17 protein-coding genes are annotated in these 18092 nt (G+C 69.8%); 8 read left to right on the forward strand and 9 right to left on the reverse strand.

Features of this window, described 5'->3' with window-relative positions; translation table 11 throughout:
* Window positions 1-35: 35 nt before the first annotated feature.
* Genes FHW12_RS06035 through prmB form a run of 4 tightly spaced genes read right to left on the reverse strand, consistent with a single transcriptional unit; the run spans window position 36 to window position 3456 of the window.
* Entirely contained in the window at window positions 36-1049 is a 1014-nt protein-coding gene (locus FHW12_RS06035) for a 2-hydroxyacid dehydrogenase (protein ID WP_182530042.1), read from the reverse strand.
* Window positions 1046-2146, reverse strand: a complete 1101-nt coding sequence (gene aroC, locus FHW12_RS06040) for a chorismate synthase (RefSeq protein ID WP_182530043.1) — start codon at window positions 2144-2146, stop codon at window positions 1046-1048. Before aroC ends, FHW12_RS06035 begins: the two co-directional genes overlap by 4 nt.
* A gap of 27 nt (window positions 2147-2173) precedes the next feature.
* On the reverse strand, window positions 2174-2497 hold the full coding sequence (locus FHW12_RS06045; protein WP_182530044.1) for a hypothetical protein: 324 nt from the start codon (window positions 2495-2497) through the stop codon (window positions 2174-2176).
* A gap of 38 nt (window positions 2498-2535) precedes the next feature.
* Entirely contained in the window at window positions 2536-3456 is a 921-nt protein-coding gene (gene prmB / locus FHW12_RS06050; protein WP_310735153.1) for a 50S ribosomal protein L3 N(5)-glutamine methyltransferase, read from the reverse strand.
* Between the two features lie 136 nt (window positions 3457-3592).
* Between prmB and FHW12_RS06055 the strand changes: the two genes are divergently transcribed.
* From FHW12_RS06055 to FHW12_RS06065, 3 genes are all read left to right on the forward strand, one after another.
* A complete protein-coding gene (locus FHW12_RS06055; RefSeq protein WP_182530046.1) occupies window positions 3593-4231 on the forward strand; it encodes an SCO family protein in 639 nt (212 codons plus the stop codon).
* Window positions 4231-5097, forward strand: coding sequence for an archaetidylserine decarboxylase (gene asd / locus FHW12_RS06060; protein WP_182530047.1), 867 nt, complete (start codon window positions 4231-4233; stop codon window positions 5095-5097). Before FHW12_RS06055 ends, asd begins: the two co-directional genes overlap by 1 nt.
* Window positions 5098-5266: 169 nt before the next feature.
* Window positions 5267-5695 carry a hypothetical protein gene (locus FHW12_RS06065; RefSeq protein ID WP_259392827.1) on the forward strand — a complete coding sequence of 143 codons (429 nt, stop codon included), beginning with the start codon at window positions 5267-5269 and terminating at the stop codon, window positions 5693-5695.
* 209 nt (window positions 5696-5904) lie between these two features.
* On the opposite strand, the gene FHW12_RS06070 is transcribed toward FHW12_RS06065, so the two are convergent.
* On the reverse strand, window positions 5905-7422 hold the full coding sequence (locus FHW12_RS06070; RefSeq protein WP_182530049.1) for a transglycosylase SLT domain-containing protein: 1518 nt from the start codon (window positions 7420-7422) through the stop codon (window positions 5905-5907).
* A 155-nt stretch (window positions 7423-7577) separates the two neighbouring features.
* Between FHW12_RS06070 and FHW12_RS06075 the strand changes: the two genes are divergently transcribed.
* The gene (locus tag FHW12_RS06075) at window positions 7578-9065 is read left to right on the forward strand and encodes a helicase HerA-like domain-containing protein (RefSeq protein WP_182530050.1); all 1488 of its coding nucleotides are present in this window, start codon (window positions 7578-7580) and stop codon (window positions 9063-9065) included.
* A gap of 2 nt (window positions 9066-9067) precedes the next feature.
* A complete protein-coding gene (locus FHW12_RS06080) occupies window positions 9068-10366 on the forward strand; it encodes a hypothetical protein (RefSeq protein WP_182530051.1) in 1299 nt (432 codons plus the stop codon).
* Here the strand turns inward: FHW12_RS06080 and FHW12_RS06085 are convergent, their stop codons facing one another.
* Window positions 10367-11854 carry a rhomboid family intramembrane serine protease gene (locus tag FHW12_RS06085; protein ID WP_182530052.1) on the reverse strand — a complete coding sequence of 496 codons (1488 nt, stop codon included), beginning with the start codon at window positions 11852-11854 and terminating at the stop codon, window positions 10367-10369.
* A 103-nt stretch (window positions 11855-11957) separates the two neighbouring features.
* Here FHW12_RS06085 and greB point away from each other — a divergent pair, with 103 nt between their 5' ends.
* Entirely contained in the window at window positions 11958-12467 is a 510-nt protein-coding gene (gene greB, locus FHW12_RS06090; RefSeq protein WP_182530053.1) for a transcription elongation factor GreB, read from the forward strand.
* A gap of 658 nt (window positions 12468-13125) precedes the next feature.
* On the opposite strand, the gene FHW12_RS06095 is transcribed toward greB, so the two are convergent.
* The 3 genes from FHW12_RS06095 to FHW12_RS06105 form a co-directional block, all read right to left on the reverse strand.
* Complete coding sequence (locus FHW12_RS06095) at window positions 13126-14283, reverse strand: SRPBCC family protein (protein WP_182530054.1); 1158 nt, start codon at window positions 14281-14283, stop codon at window positions 13126-13128.
* A gap of 329 nt (window positions 14284-14612) precedes the next feature.
* Complete coding sequence (locus FHW12_RS06100) at window positions 14613-15254, reverse strand: response regulator (RefSeq protein WP_182530055.1); 642 nt, start codon at window positions 15252-15254, stop codon at window positions 14613-14615.
* Window positions 15251-16438, reverse strand: a complete 1188-nt coding sequence (locus tag FHW12_RS06105) for a sensor histidine kinase (protein WP_182530056.1) — start codon at window positions 16436-16438, stop codon at window positions 15251-15253. The genes FHW12_RS06100 and FHW12_RS06105 overlap by 4 nt, the downstream gene beginning before the upstream one ends.
* A gap of 232 nt (window positions 16439-16670) precedes the next feature.
* On the opposite strand from FHW12_RS06105, the gene FHW12_RS06110 reads away from it, so the two are divergent.
* Together FHW12_RS06110 and minC are read left to right on the forward strand one after the other, a co-directional pair.
* Window positions 16671-17288 (forward strand): GNAT family N-acetyltransferase, encoded by a 618-nt coding sequence (locus FHW12_RS06110; protein ID WP_182530057.1) that lies wholly within the window; start codon window positions 16671-16673, stop codon window positions 17286-17288.
* A 7-nt stretch (window positions 17289-17295) separates the two neighbouring features.
* A complete protein-coding gene (minC, locus tag FHW12_RS06115) occupies window positions 17296-18087 on the forward strand; it encodes a septum site-determining protein MinC (protein WP_182530165.1) in 792 nt (263 codons plus the stop codon).
* Window positions 18088-18092 lie beyond the last annotated feature (5 nt).

Genomic DNA, 18092 nt, shown 5'->3' on the forward strand with positions numbered 1-18092 from the left:
AAGGATGGCGAGGACGAGGATTGCGCGGGCAAGGATCACGCGGACCGGGGGCCGCGCGCCAATAACGCGTCGGCATTAATCGGGTTCGGCGGCCTGCCCGCGTGCGGGCCGGCGCCGAGCGCGGCGACGAGGTTGTCGACCGCGAGCGCGACCATCGCGCGCCGCGTCGCCTCGCTCGCGCTCGCGATGTGCGGCGTCAGCACGACGTTGCGCAGGGCGAGCAGGCGCGGATGCACCGCCGGCTCGTTCTCGTAGACGTCGAGCCCGGCCGCGGCGATGCGCCCGGCGGCGAGCGCGTCGGCGAGCGCGGCGTCGTCGACGATGCCGCCGCGCGCGATGTTCACGAGCGTCGCGCCCGGCTTCATGCGGCCGAGCTCGGCCGCGCCGACCGCGTGGTGCGTCTGCGGCGAATACGGCAGCACGAGCACGAGGTGGTCGCTGTGCGCGAACAGTTCGTTCCGGGCGACGAAGGTCGCCGCGCATTCGCGCTCGACCTCGGGCGGCAGGCGCGAGCGGTTGTGGTAGAGCACGCGCATGCCGAAGCCGCGCGCGCGGCGCGCGATTGCCCGGCCGATGCGGCCCATGCCGAGGATGCCGAGCGTGCTGGCGTGGATGTCGCGGCCGAGCATGAGTTCGAACGACCAGGTCGTCCACTGCCCTTCGCGCAGCCAGCGCTCCGCCTCGGTCACCCGCCGCGCGGTCGCGAGCAGCAGCGCCCAGGCGAAGTCCGCGGTCGTCTCGGTGAGTACGTCGGGCGTATTCGTCGCGAGGACGCCCGCGGCGGTGAGCGCGGCGATGTCGAGGTTGTTGTAGCCGACGCCGACGTTCGCGATCGCGCGCAGGCGGCTCGCCTGCGCGATTGCCGCAGCGTCGATGCGATCGGGGATGAACACGAGCGCGCCGTCGACGTCGCGCAGGCCCTCGCGCAGTTCGCCGGCACCGCGCGGCGCGACCGTCGGTTCGACGCGCACGTCGAAGTACGGATCGAGGCGCGCGAGGACGTCGCCGAAGACCGGCTGCGTGACCCACACGCGCGGTCGCGCGCTCATCCCGCCTGGCCCGGCACGCGCGGCGCGACGTCGCCGACGTCGCCGCATTGCGCGCGATGCCGCAGCGCCTGGTCCATCAGCACGAGCGCGACCATCGCCTCGGCGATCGGCGTCGCGCGGATGCCGACGCACGGATCGTGGCGCCCCTTGGTGACGACCTCGACCGGTTCGCCGGCGAGGTTCACGCTGCGCCCCGGAACGAGGATGCTCGAGGTCGGCTTCAGCGCGATCGACGCGACCACGGCTTGGCCGGTCGAGATGCCGCCGAGGATGCCGCCTGCGTGGTTGGACAGGAATCCCTGCGGCGTGATCTCGTCGCGATGTTCGCTGCCGCGCTGCGCGACCGCGGCGAAGCCGGCGCCGATCTCGACGCCCTTGACCGCGTTGATCGACATCAGCGCCGCGGCGAGTTCGCCGTCGAGCTTGCCGTAGATCGGCTCGCCCCAGCCCGGCGGCACGCCGTCGGCGACGACGGTGACGCGCGCGCCGACCGAGTCGCCGGACTTGCGCAGCGCATTCACGTACGCCTCGAGTTCCTCGACCATCGCCGCGTCGGGCCAGAAGAACGGGTTCCGTTCGACCGCGTCCCAGTCGAACGCACGCGGCACGACGTCGCCGATCTGCGCGAGATGGCCGCGCACGCGCACGCCGTGGCGTTCGGCGAGCCACTTCTTGGCGATCACCGCGGCGGCGACGCGCATCGTCGTCTCGCGCGCGGACGAACGGCCGCCGCCGCGCGGGTCGCGGATGCCGTACTTCTGCCAGTAGGTGTAGTCGGCGTGGCCGGGGCGGAACGTGCCCTGCAGGTCGCCGTAGTCCTTCGAGCGCTGGTCGGTGTTGCGGATCAGCAGCGCGATCGGCGTGCCGGTCGTGCGCCCTTGGTAGACGCCGGAGAGGATCTCGATGTCGTCGGCCTCGCGCCGCTGCGAGGTCCAGCGGCTGCGCCCGGTCGCGCGCCGCTCGAGGTCGTCGCGGAATTCCTCCGGCGCGAGCGCGAGGCCGGGCGGGCAGCCGTCGACGACGCAGCCGATCGCGGGGCCGTGGCTCTCGCCGAACGTGGTGACGCTGAGAAGCTTGCCGAACGTATTGCTGGACATGGATGGCAGTGCCCGGTGTTCGATGGACTAGATTCTTCGGAAAATCCGCCGTGCCGCGTGGTACGTCGCCAACGTGGCCAGCGGAACGACCCAGCCCGCGAGGATCGCCACGGAAACCGTGTTGTTGTCGTATCGCACGTCGGGGAAATGATCACCGTGCGCGCGTGCCGATGCGAGGCCCACCGGATTGAACACGAAAATCGTGTAGGCGACGCAACCGATCCATCCTGCCACTGCAGCCACGAGGCCACGCACGAGGCCATTTCCGATGGGCACCAGGACTACACCAAGGAGCGTCAGCGCGCACGGGATCGCATATGACCCGATGCCCGTCCATTGCAACACGTCCATGCCGCTCTCCCGACGCACACCAGCAACGCGCAACCAAGCTACTTGCGCGCGCTCGCCGCGCGATGGATCTCCGCCGCGTGCTCGACGAGGTCGCGCCGGTCGAGCAGGAACACGCCCATCTGGCCGACGTTGAACTCGATCCAGTTGAACGGCACGTTCGGCAGCGTCGCGACGAGCGCGCGCTCGCTCTCGCCGACCTCGACGACGAGCACGCCGTCCTCGGCGAGGTGATCGGGCGCCGCCGCGAGGATGCGCAACGCGAAATCGAGTCCGTCGTCGCCGGCGGTCAAGCCTAGTTTCGGTTCATGGCCGTATTCGGGCGGCAGTGCGGCGAATTCCTGCTCGGTGACGTACGGCGGGTTGCTCACGATGAGGTCGTAGCGTTCGCCGCCGAGGCTGCCGAACAGGTCGGACTTGATCACGCGCACGCGCTCGCCGACGTCCTGGAACTCCACGTTCTCGCGCGCGAGCGCGAGCGCGTCGTCGCTGATGTCGGCGAGGTCGACGTGCCAGTCCGGGTTGTGCGCGGCCATCGCGATGCCGATGCAGCCCGACCCCGTGCACAGGTCGAGCGCGCGTTCGACGTGGCGCTCGTCGAGCCACGGCGTGAAGCTGCTCTGGATCAGTTCGGCGATCGGCGAACGCGGCACGAGCGCACGTCCGTCGGACTTGAACTTGAGGCCGGCGAACCACGCCTCGCCGGTCAGGTACGCGACCGGGCGATGCTCGTCGACGCGACGGTCGATCAGCGCGAGCACGGCCTGCTTCTCGGCCGCGGTGAGGCGCGCCTGGCCGTACGCGGGCGAGAGGTCGTGCGGCAGGTGCAGCGCGTGCAGCACGAGGTGGGTCGCTTCGTCGAGCGCGTTGTCGTAGCTGTGGCCGAAGGTGAGGCCGGCGGCGCCGAAGCGGCTCGCGCCGTAGCGGATGAAGTCGACGATCGTCGCGAGTTCCTGCGTCACGGTGGCGTCCGCGCATTCGAAGGGGTCGAGCAGTATAGGGCATGCGCCGCCACGGGCCGCGGCGTGCGGCCGCGTGCGGCCGCATGCCGCGTCCGCGCGGCGCGTCCATATCCGCGCGCGCCCGTATAATCGACGGATGACCCGCCTCCGCAACGCCGGTCGCGTCTCCGCGAACTGGCTCATCCTCGTCGCCGCGCTCGCCGCCGCCGTCGGCCTCTGGCTCGGCATGCGCGTGCTCGCACCCGCGCCCGGCCCGGCGCTCTCGTTCGTCGTGCTGTATCCGGCGCCGCGCGAGCTGCCCGCGTTCCAGCTCGATCGCAGCGACGGCGGCAAGCTCACGCTCGACGACTGGAAGGGTCGCTGGACGGTCGTGTTCTTCGGCTACACGAACTGCCCCGACGTCTGCCCGACGACGCTGTCCGACTTCAAGCAGGCGTGGAAGCGCCTGCCGGCCGCGACCCGGCAGCGCGTGCGCTTCGACTTCGTCTCGGTCGACCCGCAGCGCGACACGCCCGCGCAGCTCGCGCGCTACGTCGGCTTCTTCGATCCGGAATTCGTCGCCGCGAGCGGCGACGACGAGCAGCTGACGCGCATCACGCACGCGCTCGGCCTCGTCTATGCGCGCGGCGAACCGAAGGACGGCACCTACGACGTCGATCACAGTGCCTCGGCGGTGCTGATCGACCCGCAGGGTCGCCAGGCCGGCGTGCTGCGCCCGCCGTTCGATGCGGAGAAGATCGCCGCCGACCTCACCACGCTCGCGGGAGCCCGTTGATGCGCGCCGTCGTCGCCCTGCAGTACGTGCTGCCGCATCGCTTCCTGTCGCGCCTCGTGATGTGGGGCACGCGCTGGACGTTCGCACCGTGGAAGGATTTCCTGATCCGACGCATCGTGCGCAGCTATCGCGTCGACCTCGACGAGGCCGCGCAGCCCGATCCGTCGGCGTACGCGCATTTCAACGCGTTCTTCACGCGCGCGCTCAAGCCCGGCGCGCGCCCGCAGGCGCAGGCCGCGGATGCGGTCCTCTGCCCCGCTGACGGCCGCATCAGCCAGGCCGGGGCGATCCGCTCGGGCCGCGTGTTCCAGGCCAAGGGCCAGGACTTCAGCGTCGCCGAACTGCTCGGCGACGATGCGGCGGCGGCGCCGTACGCGGACGGGCGCTTCGCGACCGTCTACCTGTCGCCGCGCGACTACCACCGCGTGCACATGCCGCTCGCGGGCGAACTGCTCGAAACCGTGCACGTGCCCGGGCGCCTGTTCAGCGTCGCGCCGTTCGCGGTCGCCGCGGTGCCGCGCCTGTTCGCGCGCAACGAACGCCTCGTCTGCCATTTCCGCGGCGCGAGCGGTCCGTTCGCGGTCGTCCTCGTCGGCGCGATGCTCGTCTCCGGCATCGAAACCGTCTGGGGTGGTGTCGACGTGCCGCCGTACGCCTCGCGCATCACGCGGCGCGACTGGCGCGGGCGCGGCATCCGCCTCGCGCGCGGTGCCGAAATGGGCCGCTTCAACATGGGATCGACCGCGATCGTGCTGCTGCCTGCAGCCGCCACGCTCGACCCGGCGCTGTCGCCCGAACAGGCGGTACGGGTCGGCGAGGCGATCGGCAGCCTTTCCGGAGCGAACCTCCTACCCGCCGCGGGCTGAATCCCTCTTCCCAAGCGGTCGCGCATCGGTCACAATGTGACGCGATTCGGCAATTTGTGACGTGCTGGGCGGTCTCATGGGGTAGACCTCGCCTAGTATCGGCGTCACGGATTCACAACCATCCAAGATTGGCCCCAGGGATGGGCAGGGGGATACAGCCATGCAGATCATGACCCGTTTGATCGCCCTCAGCCGCGCGATGCAGCTGCGCCGGCAGTTTCGCGAGATCAACAAGACACTCGAACTGCTGCCGCCGGCCGCGCGCCGCCAGCTCGCCGGGATCGCCCTGCGCGAGTTCACGAGCGCATCGAAGAGCGAGTTCCCGCACCTTTACGCGACCCCGCCCGAGGAGAAATACCGTCCCTGGGGCAGCGGTACGGACATCGGTCTGGAGCGCCTGCGCTCGGACAACCTGCAGGTGCGCCTGCGTGGCGTCGCCCTCTGGCTGACCGTCGTGTTCCACGAAACCAAGGATTCGCCGTTCGGCGAGCAGCAGGAGCTGCATCGCCAGGCCATGCGCTGCCTGCGTTCGCTCAAGGAAGGCGTACCCGCCGACGACCTCAACCGCTGGATGGTCGAAGGGGCCGAAGCGGCCTGAGTCATACCGCGCACGTCACGCCGGCGTGCGGGCGGAACGGATGCCGCACAGGGCCATCCGTTTCCGCGGAGCCGGATCAACCCGGCTCGCATGCATCGGGACGATGCTGCCGGGTGGACAACGCGGTCCATGGAAGGACCGCAACTTGAATTCGACGATTTCACAGGACGGGACCTGGCGCACGGAAGCGCCAACTCCCGCTCCGTCCCTCAGCGCGCGCACTCCGGCACCTTCAGCGACTGCCCCGGCTTGACCGGGTAGTGCGGCCCGCGCAGTCCGTTCGCCGCGGCGATCTCGCGGATGCCGCAGTTGCCGCTGCGACGCGCGATCGCCGCGAGCGTGTCGCCCTTGCGCACGACGTACGTCCGCTCCTTCGAGCGCGCCTTCACCGGCGCACGCGACTGCGCGAGCGCCACCGGCGCCGGTGCCGGCACGATCGCCTCGTGCAGCTCGGCTGCGAGCTGCGGCCAGCGTCCGTCGGCGCAATCGCGCTGGTACACCTTCTCGAGCCGCAGCGGCACGACGAGGCGTGCCCCGGCAGGCTCCTGTTGCTGCGGGTCGAGCTGCGGGTTGAGGTTGCGCAACGTGCGGAACCAGCCGTCGTGCGCATTGCCGTCCTGGCCGAGGCACACGGTGAGTTCCGCGATCGACGCGGGGCGCTTCAAGGTGATGCTGCCCGGCTTCGCCGCGACTTTCGGAAACTCGAGGTTGTAGCGATCCGGATGCATGAACAGCCACGCGGCCGCTAGCACCATCGGCACGTACTCGCGCGTTTCCTGCGATACGCCGCCGTAGACCTCCGGGCTCCAGAAGCCCGCGGCATTCTCACCCCTGCCCGCGCGGCGCTGCATCGCGCCTTCGCCGCCGTTGTACGCGCCGATCACGAGTTCCAGGTTGTTGTTGAAGATCGCCAACTGCTCGTTGATGTACGACGCGTTCGCGCGCGCGGCCAGGCGCGGATCGAAGCGCTGGTCGAAACCGTCGACCGTGGTCAGGCCGAAGCGCAAACCGGTCGCATACATGAACTGCAGCGGGCCCGACGCGCCCGAGCGCGACACTGCGTGCACCTTGCCGCCCGACTCCTTCGCGAGCATGCCGAACAGCAGCGCCTCGGGCAGGCCCGCCTTCTCGTACTCGGGCCACATCTGGTAGCGCAGGTACTGGTAGTTCTCGTAGGCGGTGACGAGGTTCGGCCGGTACTGCGTGAGCCATTCCTCGAGCGCCGCCTTGACCGGGCCGTTGAGCGCGATGATGTCGCCGAGTTCGCGCCCCTTGAGCAGAGTGACCGAGCGGCCGAGTTGCGGTACCGCGCTCACCACCGGCGAGCCTTCGCCGGCTTCCTCGGTCGCATCCGGCGTCGTCGCGCTCGTGTCGCCTTCGACGGCGAGGTCGGAGCGGCTGCCGATACCCGCGCGCAGCAGCGAATCGAAGCCCGCGACGAATCGCTGCTGGTCGCATTCCTTGAGCTGCGCGCACTGCGTCGCCGCGGCGCGCAGGTCGTCCAGCGCCGCCTTCATCTCGGACTGCGCGCGCCCGGTGTCACCCGAGCGCGCGAGCGCAAGGCCCGCCTCGTAACGCTGGCTGTCCTGGTCGAGGCGCTGGTACAGCGCGTTCGACGCATCGTCCGGCTTCACCGGCGTGGCCGGCTGTCCGCCGCGCGGCGTGTTGCCGGCGCACGCGGTCAGGGCCGCGGCGGCGGCGAGGCAGAAGGTGCGATATCGAAACATGAACGTGCCGGCGTGCGTGGAAACGCCGCAAGGTAACCGCATGCGACGCCAGCGGCAACCCGCGACGGCGCGCGATCACGCCGCTGCGGTGAAGCGATTCGTCGCTACAATCGCCCGCTACGGCCACGCGCGACGCGCATCCGGGGGAGAAACCTTTGAGCGACATCCTGATCGGCAAGGGCGACAAGGACGTGTTCCTGCTCGCCAAGTACGCGAATCGCCACGGCATGGTCGCGGGTGCGACCGGCACCGGCAAATCAGTCTCGCTGATGCTCATGGCGGAGGGCTTCTCCAGGCTCGGCGTGCCCGTCTTCCTCGCCGACGTGAAGGGCGACCTCGCCGGCCTGTCGCAAGCCGGTGCGATGAACGACAAGCTGAAGGCGCGCATCGACCAGCTCGGCATCACGTGGACGCCGAACGCGAATCCGGTCGTGTTCTGGGACATCTACGGCAAGCTCGGCCATCCGGTGCGCACGACCGTGTCGGAGATGGGGCCGAACCTGCTCGCGCGCCTGCTCGAACTCAACGACACGCAATCGGGCGTGCTCGAGATCGTGTTCAAGGCCGCCGACGACGACGGCCTGCTGCTGCTCGACCTCAAGGACCTGCGCGCCCTGCTCGGCTTCGCCGCCGACAACGCGAAGGAACTGTCGCAGCACTACGGCCTGATCTCGACGCAGTCGATCGCCGCGATCCAGCGCGCGCTGCTCTCGCTCGAACAGGCGGGCGGCGACCAGTTCTTCGGCGAACCCGCGCTCGACCTCGCCGACTTCATGCGCCAGGACATGTCCGGCCACGGCATCGTCAACATCCTCGCCGCCGACCAGCTCGTCCTCAAGCCGAAGCTGTACACGACCTTCCTGCTGTGGATGCTGTCCGAGCTGTTCGAGAAGCTGCCCGAAGTCGGCGATCTCGACCAGCCCAAGCTCGTGTTCTTCTTCGACGAGGCGCACCTGTTGTTCGACGACGCGCCGCCGGCGCTGCGCCAGCGCGTCGAGCAGGTCGTGCGCCTGATCCGCTCGAAAGGCGTCGGCGTGTATTTCTGCTCGCAGAATCCCGACGACGTGCCCGACGTGATCCTCGGCCAGATGGGCAACCGCATCCAGCACGCGCTGCGCGCGTTCACGCCACGCGACCAGAAAGCGGTGAAGGCCGCGGCGGAGACGTTCGCGCCGAACCCGAAGATCGACGTCGCGCAAGCGATCACCCAGCTCGGTGTCGGCGAAGCGCTCGTCTCCACCCTGCAGGCCGGCGGCATACCGATGCCGGTCGAGCGCGCGCTGATCGCCTCGCCGGGTTGCCGCATCGGCACGATCACCGACGCCGAGCGCGCGACGATCCGTTCGCGCTCGCCGATCGGGCCGAAGTACGACACCGCGATCGATCGCGAATCCGCGTTCGAAAAACTGTCGCAACGCGCGGCCCAGGACGACGCCGCGCCGACGCCCGCGTCGAACGGCGGCAAGGCGCAGGCTGGCGAAGGCGACAGCGGCTGGACGCAGGCGGCCAAGGACATGGTGTTCGGCACCAAGCGTCGCCAAGGCATGATCGAGGCGTTCGCGAAGTCCGCGGTGCGCAACGCGGCCGGCCAGCTCGGGCGTTCGCTGCTGCGCGGCGTGCTCGGCTCGCTGACGAGGCGCTGACCATGTCGACCCCGCATCGCCACGCGCCGTCGCCGGCGCGCGCACAGATCGTGCCGTTCTGGAACCGCCTGCGCGAAATCTCGTTGTATCCGACCCGATCCGGCGCGCTCACGACGATCATCGTGCTCGCGGTGTGCCAGCTGGTCGCGTTCTTCCCGCTAGGCTTCTTCGGCTGGATCGCGCAACTGCTGATCTGGGTCGCACTGTACAAGTACGCGTTCGAATGCCTGCGCGCGACCGCGGACGGTCGCCTCGAGCCGCCCGAGGTCGCGGTGTCGGTCGAGGACAGCCTCGGCTGGTCGCAGATCTGGCTGCAGGTCGCATTCTTCGTATTGAACGTGGCCGGCTTGGTCGCGCTCGGCCCGGTCGGCGGCGCATTCGTGGGCATCTTTCTCGCCGTCGCGCTGCCCGGCGCGATCATGTCGCTCGCGATGGACCAGAACCTCGGCCATGCGCTCAATCCGCTCACGTGGATCTCGATCATGGCGCGACTCGGCTGGCCGTACATCGCCGTCGCCGCGCTGTACTTCGTGTTCAACATCAGCCAACGCTACGCGCAGGCGCTCGTGCTGCCGGTGCTGCCGCCGGTCATCTCGACGGTCGTGTTCTACTTCATCACGAACTACGCGGTCGTCGCGACGTTCCACCTCATGGGCTATCTCATCTACCAGTACCACGACGAGATCGGCTACGAGCCCGCGGCGAAGACGATGCCGCTCGCGCCGCGCCTGCGCGACCCGGACCAGGAACTGCTCGACGAAGCCGCGCAGCACATCCACGACAACCAGCCCGAAGCCGCGGCGGCCCTGCTCGGCGGCCAGCTGCGCGCGCGCGGCGGCACCGAAGCGGTGCACGTGCAGTACCGCAAGGTGCTCGGCGTGCTCGGCCGGCGCGACGAGCTGCTCAAGCACGGTCGCGAATGGATCGCGGTGCTGGTCGCACAGGACAAGGATCGCCGCGCGGTCGACGTCGTGCGCGACTGCCAGGAGATCGACCCCGCGTTCGAACTCGCCGACCCCGACGACGTCGCGCGCGTCGCGCGCAAGGCGGTCGACGCCGGCCAGAGCCAGGTCGCGTTGCGGCTCGTGTCGACCTGGTACAAGAGCCACCCCAAGCATCGCGACGTTCCGGTGAACTGCCTGCTCGCGGCGAAGCTGCTGGCCGAACGCATGGGCAAGGAGGACACCGCGCGCGCCCTGCTCGACCGCGTGCTGCAGGCGTTTCCGCAGGCGCTCGCCGGTGAGGTCGGTGCGTACCGTCGCTTCCTCGACACGCTCGGCGCGCCACCCGCACGCGCCTGATCACGCCTCGGCGAGCAGCACGTTCGCCTTGTCCGCGTCGCCGGAACCAGGCCAGGCCGCGACGATGCTCGCGAGCAGCGCGCGCGCGTCGCCGTCTTCGCGCCGCGCCTGCAGGTCGCGCGCGACCTGCAACATCGCGGCGGACAGCCCCGGCGTCGCCGGCGCGCGCGCGGCGAGCGCGGCGAGCAGTTCGGCCGCCGACGCGCCCGCGCCGATCGCCGGCCAGCGTCGCACGAGCACGAGCTGCTGCGCCGGCGCGAGCGGCAAGCGGCGGCCGGCGCCCGCCTTCGCGTAGTCGTCGTAAACGGCTTTCTGCTCGCGCAGTTCCGGCGTCGTGCGCAGCGGCAGGGCCAGCACCGCGCGCACCGCATCGTCGAGCCGCGGCATGCCCGGTTCGTAGCGTGCGCAGCGATAGAGCGCGACGCGTACCGCAAGGTCGTCGGGACGACGCGTGGCGAGCGGTTCGAGCAGCGCGCGCGCCGCGGGAATCTCCAGCTTGCCGATGTGCGCCTGCGCCTGCGCGAGCAGCGCATCGTCCGCGTTCGCGGTATCGGCGATCGTGTCCTCGTCGAGGAACTCACGACGCTCCCAGCCGAGCCTGCGCACGGCGAACGCGAGCGCGGCACCGGTGACGATGCCGCCGGCGTGGGCCTCGAACGCGACGTTGGAGTCGTGCACGAACAGGAGCTGCAGCACTTCCCAGCCGAGCCATGCCGGCAGCAGCACGAGCGCAGGCGCCTTCACGTAGTCGAAGACGACGAAGAACCACCAGAAGAAGCGCACCTTGCGCGTGCCCCAGAGCACGCAGTACGCCCCCATCAACGACGCGATCGCGCCGGAAGCACCGACCAGCGAGCCTTGCTGTCCCCAGTGCCAGGCGAGGCTCGCGAGCGCGGCGCCGACACCGCCGAGCAGGTAGACGACGAGGAACAGGCCGTGGCCGAGCGCGCCTTCGACGAGCAGGCCGAGCAGCGCGAGGAACAGCATGTTGCCGAGCAGGTGGCCGATGCTGCTGTGCAGGAACATCGAACCGGCGATGCGCGTGGGTGCGATCTCCGACTGGCGCAGTTTCCAGCGTTCGGTGAAGGAGCGATCCCACAACCGGTCGAATCCGGCGCGCGCCTCGCGCCAGTCGTCGATGCCGGCTGCGCCCGCGTCGATGACCGTGCCGTCGTGCAGCGCGGCGACGAACGCCTCGTCCGACTGCAGCACGGCGGCCGCCCAGCGCGGATCGCCTTCGTCGGACGTCATCTGCTCGAACAGTCCGCTGCGCCGGTCGTCGGGATGCTGCGCGAGCCAGTCGCGATAGGCGGGGAATTCCCAGCGCGCCAGCCCGTGCTGCACGTAGTGATCGAGCGCTTGCTCCTGCCGCGCTTCGTCGCGTTGTTGCAGGCCGAGGAACACGAACGCATTGGCGAGGATCAGCGCGAGCGTCACCCACGGGAAGTTGGCGCCCGTGGGCGCGCGATGCAGTGGCAGGATCAGCACGCCGCGGCCCCTTCCGCGAACAGAAGCGGCGATTCTACGCCGCGATGCGTGGCATGCGGACGCCGCGATGGTAACGTTCGCGCTTTGCGACGGACGGTGTGCAATGAGCCGATGGCGACCGCCGGCACCGGCCTCCACGGCGATGATCACGCCCGAGGGGCACGAGCGCCTCAAGGCCGAGCTCGACGACCTGTGGCGCGTGCGCCGGCCCGAGGTCGTGCGCGCGCTCGCCGCCGCGGCGGCCGAAGGCGACCGCTCGGAGAACGCGGAATACACCTACCGCAAGAAGCAGCTCGGTGAAATCGATCGCCGCGTGCGCTATCTCGGCAAGCGGCTCGAACGCCTGCGCGTCGTCGCCGCGCCGCCGACCGATCGCGGCGCGGTGTACTTCGGCGCCTGGTTCCGCGTCGAGGACGAGGATGGCCGCGAATACGCCTACCGCATCGTCGGCCCGGACGAGACCGACGCCGCGCGTGGTTGGATTAGCATCGACTCGCCGCTCGCGCGCGCCGCCCTGAAGCGGCATGAAGACGAGGAGTTCGAAGCGGAATTGCCGGGTGGCCGGCAGTCGTTCGTCGTGCTCGCGGTCCGCTACGACGGACCGCCCGACTGAGCGCCGGCGAGCGCGTTCGAGCGAGTGTCGCCATCCCGTAGGGCGGGACGCAGCGGCACGAGAACGCATGGGCATGCGAGGCCAGACACCGCGAGCCCACCGCGCCTCGCATCGCCGCAAGGCGGCGGTGGGACTCGCCGCTGCGCGGCTGCGTCCGACCCTACGGCGCGTCGCGCCGACACGCGTACGCTGAAGCCGGTTTGCATCACCCGCTCGACCCACACGGTCACGTGGACGGCCACCCCGGTCACCGTCGCGGTAGCCGCAGTCAGTTGTTCACTGACACGAGTCAGCATTTCGGTGACCGCTGTCAGGTTCGCCACGACCGCAGTGAATGCGATACCGACCGCAGTCGGTAGGGCGCCGACGCCGGTCATCTCCATGCTGACCGCAGTCAGGTCCTACCTGACACGGATCGATTCGGCGGCGATTGCGGTCACGCGTGTCCCGACCGCTGCGGGCGCGCTGCCGACTCGTGTCGCCGGCGCGGTGGCGGGGGTCAGCTTCATCCTGATTCGACCCGGGACTTCACCGAACGTGGCCAGCTTCGTGGCGACCGCGGGAGGCCCGATGCCATCCACGCTCCGCCACGCACCCGTGCCGGACGCAAAAAGGGCGGCCGAAGCCGCCCTTTCCGTTACCGTGTCGCGATCGCCGCTCAGCGCGTGATCGGCAGGTACACGCGATAGACCTCCTGGTCGGTCGGCGTGTCCGGCGTCGACATGTACTCGTCCCAGAAGCGGCCGACGCCGCCTTCGCTGTAGCGGTAGCCGTGCGTTTCCGCATAGGCCTTCTGGTTGAGGCGGATCAGCGGCAGCTGCGCGGCGCTGCCGGTGTATTCGGTGTAGAGCGCAGTGCCCGCGTACCACAGCGCCGCACGCACGTTGCCGTCGACGACGAGGTAGCCCTTGTTGTCCTTCTCGCCCGGCGCGTAGGTCTTCGGCTGGCCGCTCTCGTCGACGCCTTCGTCGCTCTGGTTCGGCACCGGCGTCTCGATCGCGTAGGTCTGGCCATTGAGGGTGAGCGACGGCGCGTTGACCGGCACGGCGACGCTGAACGTGTAGTCTTCCTCGCCCCACTCGGTGGTGATCGTCATGCGCGGGCCGGCGGCGGTCAGGCCCGCCTTCTTGAGCGCCGCTTCGATCTCGGTCATCGCCGTGCTCGTCGCGTCGGCCACTTCCTCGAGCGAACGCTTCGCCTTCGTGTTGACGATGAACACCGGCTTGGCCTCGACGTTGACGGCCTCGATCTTCTGGTCCTTGTAGTCGGTGTTCGGGAAGCCCGCGAGCATCGCCGAGAGGCTGGCGAGGTTGCCCTGCACGATCGCCGACGGCTCGCCGTTGATGTACAGGCCGCCGAAGCGGTTCACGAGGTTCCAGCCGTAGTCGACGTCGTAGGACTCGGTGATCTTCACCGTCTTGCCGTTGGCGGTCGGCGCCAGCGTGATCTTGTAGGTGCGGTTGGTGCCGATCCAGTCGTTGTCGAGCGCCATCTCGACGCTGCTGTCCTGCTCGGTCTTGGTGATGGTCAGCGAACCGTCGCGCACCTTCGGCGAGGCGCTCGTCCAGCTGGCCTTCGCACCGACGCCGGCTTCCGGACCCGACACGGTCATCTTGAGGTTGGGGTCGAACGCGCGCATGCCGTTCCACTGCGGGAAGCGACGGAACGAATTGACCGAGTCGTACACCTGCCGCACCGGGCTCGGCACCTCGACGGTACGCTCGATATGGCCATGATCCGGCAGCAGCACGCCGACCACGACGGCGAGCAGGAACACGATCAACAGAGCGATCAGCACTTCGAAAATACGAATCATCCGAGGTATCTCCAGAACCCAGCCATTGGCTGCACGCGCGGCGAGCGGCGTCCGACCGGATTCGGCCACGCCGTCCCCTTTGTGCCCGCGCGTGCACGGTCCCGCGCCGGCGGGACAAGGGACGGATGGTACTGGAGTCCGGGGCGCATGCGCTACGACCCCGCGCCACGCCGCGCGCGGCGGCCGCGGAGAGGCGGCACGGGGCGCCCGCGGAACCCGCGTCCGGGCGCGCCCGCAGGGGTCGGGATCGGGCCGGCGGCCGCCGGCCGCACGCAAGACCGCAATCGGCGCAACACCGCGCCGTCGGCGCCGCGAGCTGCCGGCGCGACTCAGACGATACCGAGCTCGAACGCCTTCAGCACCGCGCGCGTGCGATCGCGCACGCCGAGCTTGGACAGGATGTTGGAGACATGATTCTTCACCGTTCCCTCGGCGACACCGAGCGAATTGGCGATCTCCTTGTTGCTGTAGCCGCCGGCCATGAGCCGCAGGATCTCGGTCTCCCGCTCGGTCAGCGGATCGGGCCGGTCGAGGCTCGTGAACTCGTTGTGCATGCGCTCGAGCCCGCTGAGCAGGCGCTGCGTGACCATCGGCGCGACCAGCGAGCCGCCCTCGGCGACGGTCTTGACCGCGTCGACGAGCTGGTCGAGCGAGACGTCCTTGAGCAGGTAGCCGCGCGCGCCCGCCTTGAGTCCGGCGAGCACGAGCTGGTCGTCGTCGAACGTGGTCAGGATGATCGTCGGCGGCAACTGCTCCTTCGCCGCGAGCGCGTTGAGCACGTCGAGGCCCGACATGCCGGGCATGCGCATGTCGAGCAGCACCACGTCGGGCTTCACGCGCGGAATGGTCTCGACCGCCTGCGCGCCGTCGCCCGCCTCGGCGATCACGCGGATCGAATCGGACAGCTCGAGCAACGAGCGGATGCCCTGGCGCACCAGGGTCTGGTCGTCGACCAGGCAGACTTGGATCACGAGGTTCCCTCCAGTGGCAGCAGGGCGTCGAGCGCGAAGCCCTGGCCCTTGCCGGTGACGATATCGACGCGGCCGCCGAATTGCGCGAGGCGCTCGCGCATGCCGGTGAGGCCGTTGCCGTGCCGCAGCTCGCTCGCGCCCTGGCCGTCGTCGTGCGCATGGATCGCCATCTGGCGGTCGGCGCTGCGTTCGAACGTGAGCCAGAGGTTGCGCGCGCCGGCGTGGCGCACGGTGTTGGTGATGATCTCCTGCGCGCAGCGCAGCAGCACCTGCGCGCGCTTGGGATCGTCGACGCTGAAGCGCGGCGGCAGTTCGAGGTGGATCGCCAGGCCGGGCACGCCTTCGGTGAGGTTGCGCAACGCCTGGGTGAGGTCGATGCTGTCGCCCTCGCGCAGCTGGCTCACCACTTCGCGCACGTCGCTGAGCAGCAGCTTGGCGACCGACTGCGCCTGGCGCACGTGCTCCTGCGCCTGTCCCTGCACGAGGTGGCTGGCGACCTCGAGGTTGAGGCTGAGCGCGGTCAGGTGGTGGCCGACGAGGTCGTGCAGCTCGCGCGAGATGCGCATGCGCTCGGCCAGGCGACTGGATTCGGCGAGCAGCGTGCGCGTCGCGCGCAGCTCCGAGTTGAGGCGCCGTTGCTCCTCGCGTGCCTCGACCTGCTGCTTGGTCACGAGCGCGGTGACGAATGCGAGCACGATGAAACCCGAATACAGGCTCGACTGCAGGAACGCGTCGCTGAGGCTGAAGGCCGGCTCGCGGATGCTCGCGAACACCGGCACGAGCGAGAAGTTCTGCAGCACCATCCAGGCGATGCCGATGCGCAGCGGCAGCAGCCACGGCAGCACGACCGCGACGACCGCGAGCAGCAGCGCGGAAATGCCGCTCTGGCTGAACCAGCCGATCGCCACCGCCATGCCGTTGAGCACGACCAGCAGGGCGATCTGCAGCGCGCGCCGCAGCGGCGTGCGGCGGCGGTCGCCGAGGTCGTGCGTGAGATACCAGTAGACGACGCCGAACACGACGTAGCAAGCGAGCCACAGGTGCACGTAGCTGCCGGGCAACTGCTTCTGCGCGAGATCCTCGACCACCGTCTGGTAGCGCAGGAACGGCGTGCCGACGCTCGCGTACTGGAACAGGCCCGCGTAGCGGAGCAATTGGATGTGGTTGAACTGCGGCCAAGGCATGTCCGCATGATATGCCGGCAGGCCTGCGCCCGACCTCCCCGGAAGTCAGGGGTCCGCGCGCAGGCCCGGCGACGGCGACGGCCCTTCGGCGCCGCTGCAGCAGCGCCGCTAACGTTTCCATAACCAAAGCGCCCGCAACGCGCCATGACCGCATCGCGGGCCCATGCGATAATCGGCGCCGGTGGCCGCGGCCTGCAGCCGCACGCCCCCACGCAATCCCACGGAGCAAGCAATGGCCCTAAGCATCCGCGACGTGCAACCGCACGATCTGGACTCGGTGCTCGCACTCAACAACGCCGCCGGTTCCACGATCCTGCCGCTGGACGTCAGCGGACTGCGCGGGCTGTACGACGAGGCGAGCTATTTCCGCGTCGCCGAAGTCGACGGACACATCGCCGGTTTCCTCATCGCGCTGCGCGAGGATGCGCGCTACGCGAGCCCGAACTTCCTCTGGTTCCGCACGCACTATCCGGAATTCGTCTACATCGACCGCATCGTCGTCGCACGGCCGTACCGCGGCCTCGGCCTCGGCCGCGTGTTCTACGCCGACGTGACGAGCTACGCCGAGACGCACGTGCCGCAGCTCGCCTGCGAAGTGTTCCTCGAACCGCGCGATGACGTCTCGCTGCTGTTCCACGGCACCTGGGGCTTCCTCGAAGTCGGCCAGCAGACGATGCCGAGCAACGGTCGCCGCGTCGCGCTGCTCGCCAAGACGCTGTGCAGCTACCCGTTCGTGCGCGACACCTACCTGCACGGCCCGACCGGTCGCCTGCCCGAACTGCCGTGGCTCGGCGAACGCACGCGCGCGAACGCGACGGTGCGCGGCGCACGCGCCGCCGGCGGCGCCTGACGTGGCGATGACCGCGGCGGAACTCGCCAGCCTCGAGCCGGTCGCCGAGATCAAGTTCGGCCAGGTCGGCATCGCCAACCTCAAGCTCAAGCGGCTCGATCCCGACGCGCTCGCCGCCGAACTGCGCGGCAAGGTCGAGAACGCGGAGAAACTGTTCCTGCGCGCGCCCGTCGTGCTCGACCTCAGCCACCTGCCGAGCCTGCCCGACGTCGACGTCGTGCGCGACCTGCTCGAGAAGATCCGCGCGTCGGGCATGCTTCCGGTCGGCCTGTCGTACGGCACGAGCGACAACGAGCGCATCGCGCAGGCGCTCGGCATCCCGGTCATCGCGAAATTCCGCGCGTCCTACGAGCGCGCGCACGACGCGCCGGCGGAGGCGCCGGCAGCGTCGCGCGCGACACCGCCGCCGCCGTCGCGCGAGCCGGTCGCCGAACCGCGCCCGGCCACGCCGGCCGCGCCTGCGGGCGCGGGCACGAGCGGCCTGCTGCACGACAAGCCGGTGCGCTCCGGCCAACAGGTCTACGCGCGCGGGCGCGACCTCGTCCTCACCGCGCTCGTCGGCAACGGCGCCGAGGTCATCGCCGACGGTTCGATCCACGTCTACGGCGCGCTGCGCGGACGCGCGCTCGCGGGCGCGCAGGGCGACGAGGGCGCGCGCATCTACTGCCAGGAATTCCACGCCGAGCTCGTCTCGATCGCGGGCCAGTACCGCGTGTTCGAGGACATCCCGAAGGACCTGCGCGGACAACGCGTGCAGTGCTGGCTGGAAGGCGACAAGCTGATGTTGAAGAAACTGTGAGCGGT

This window comes from Dokdonella fugitiva (assembly GCF_014138265.1).
Taxonomy (GTDB): Bacteria; Pseudomonadota; Gammaproteobacteria; order Xanthomonadales; family Rhodanobacteraceae; genus Dokdonella_A; species Dokdonella_A fugitiva_A.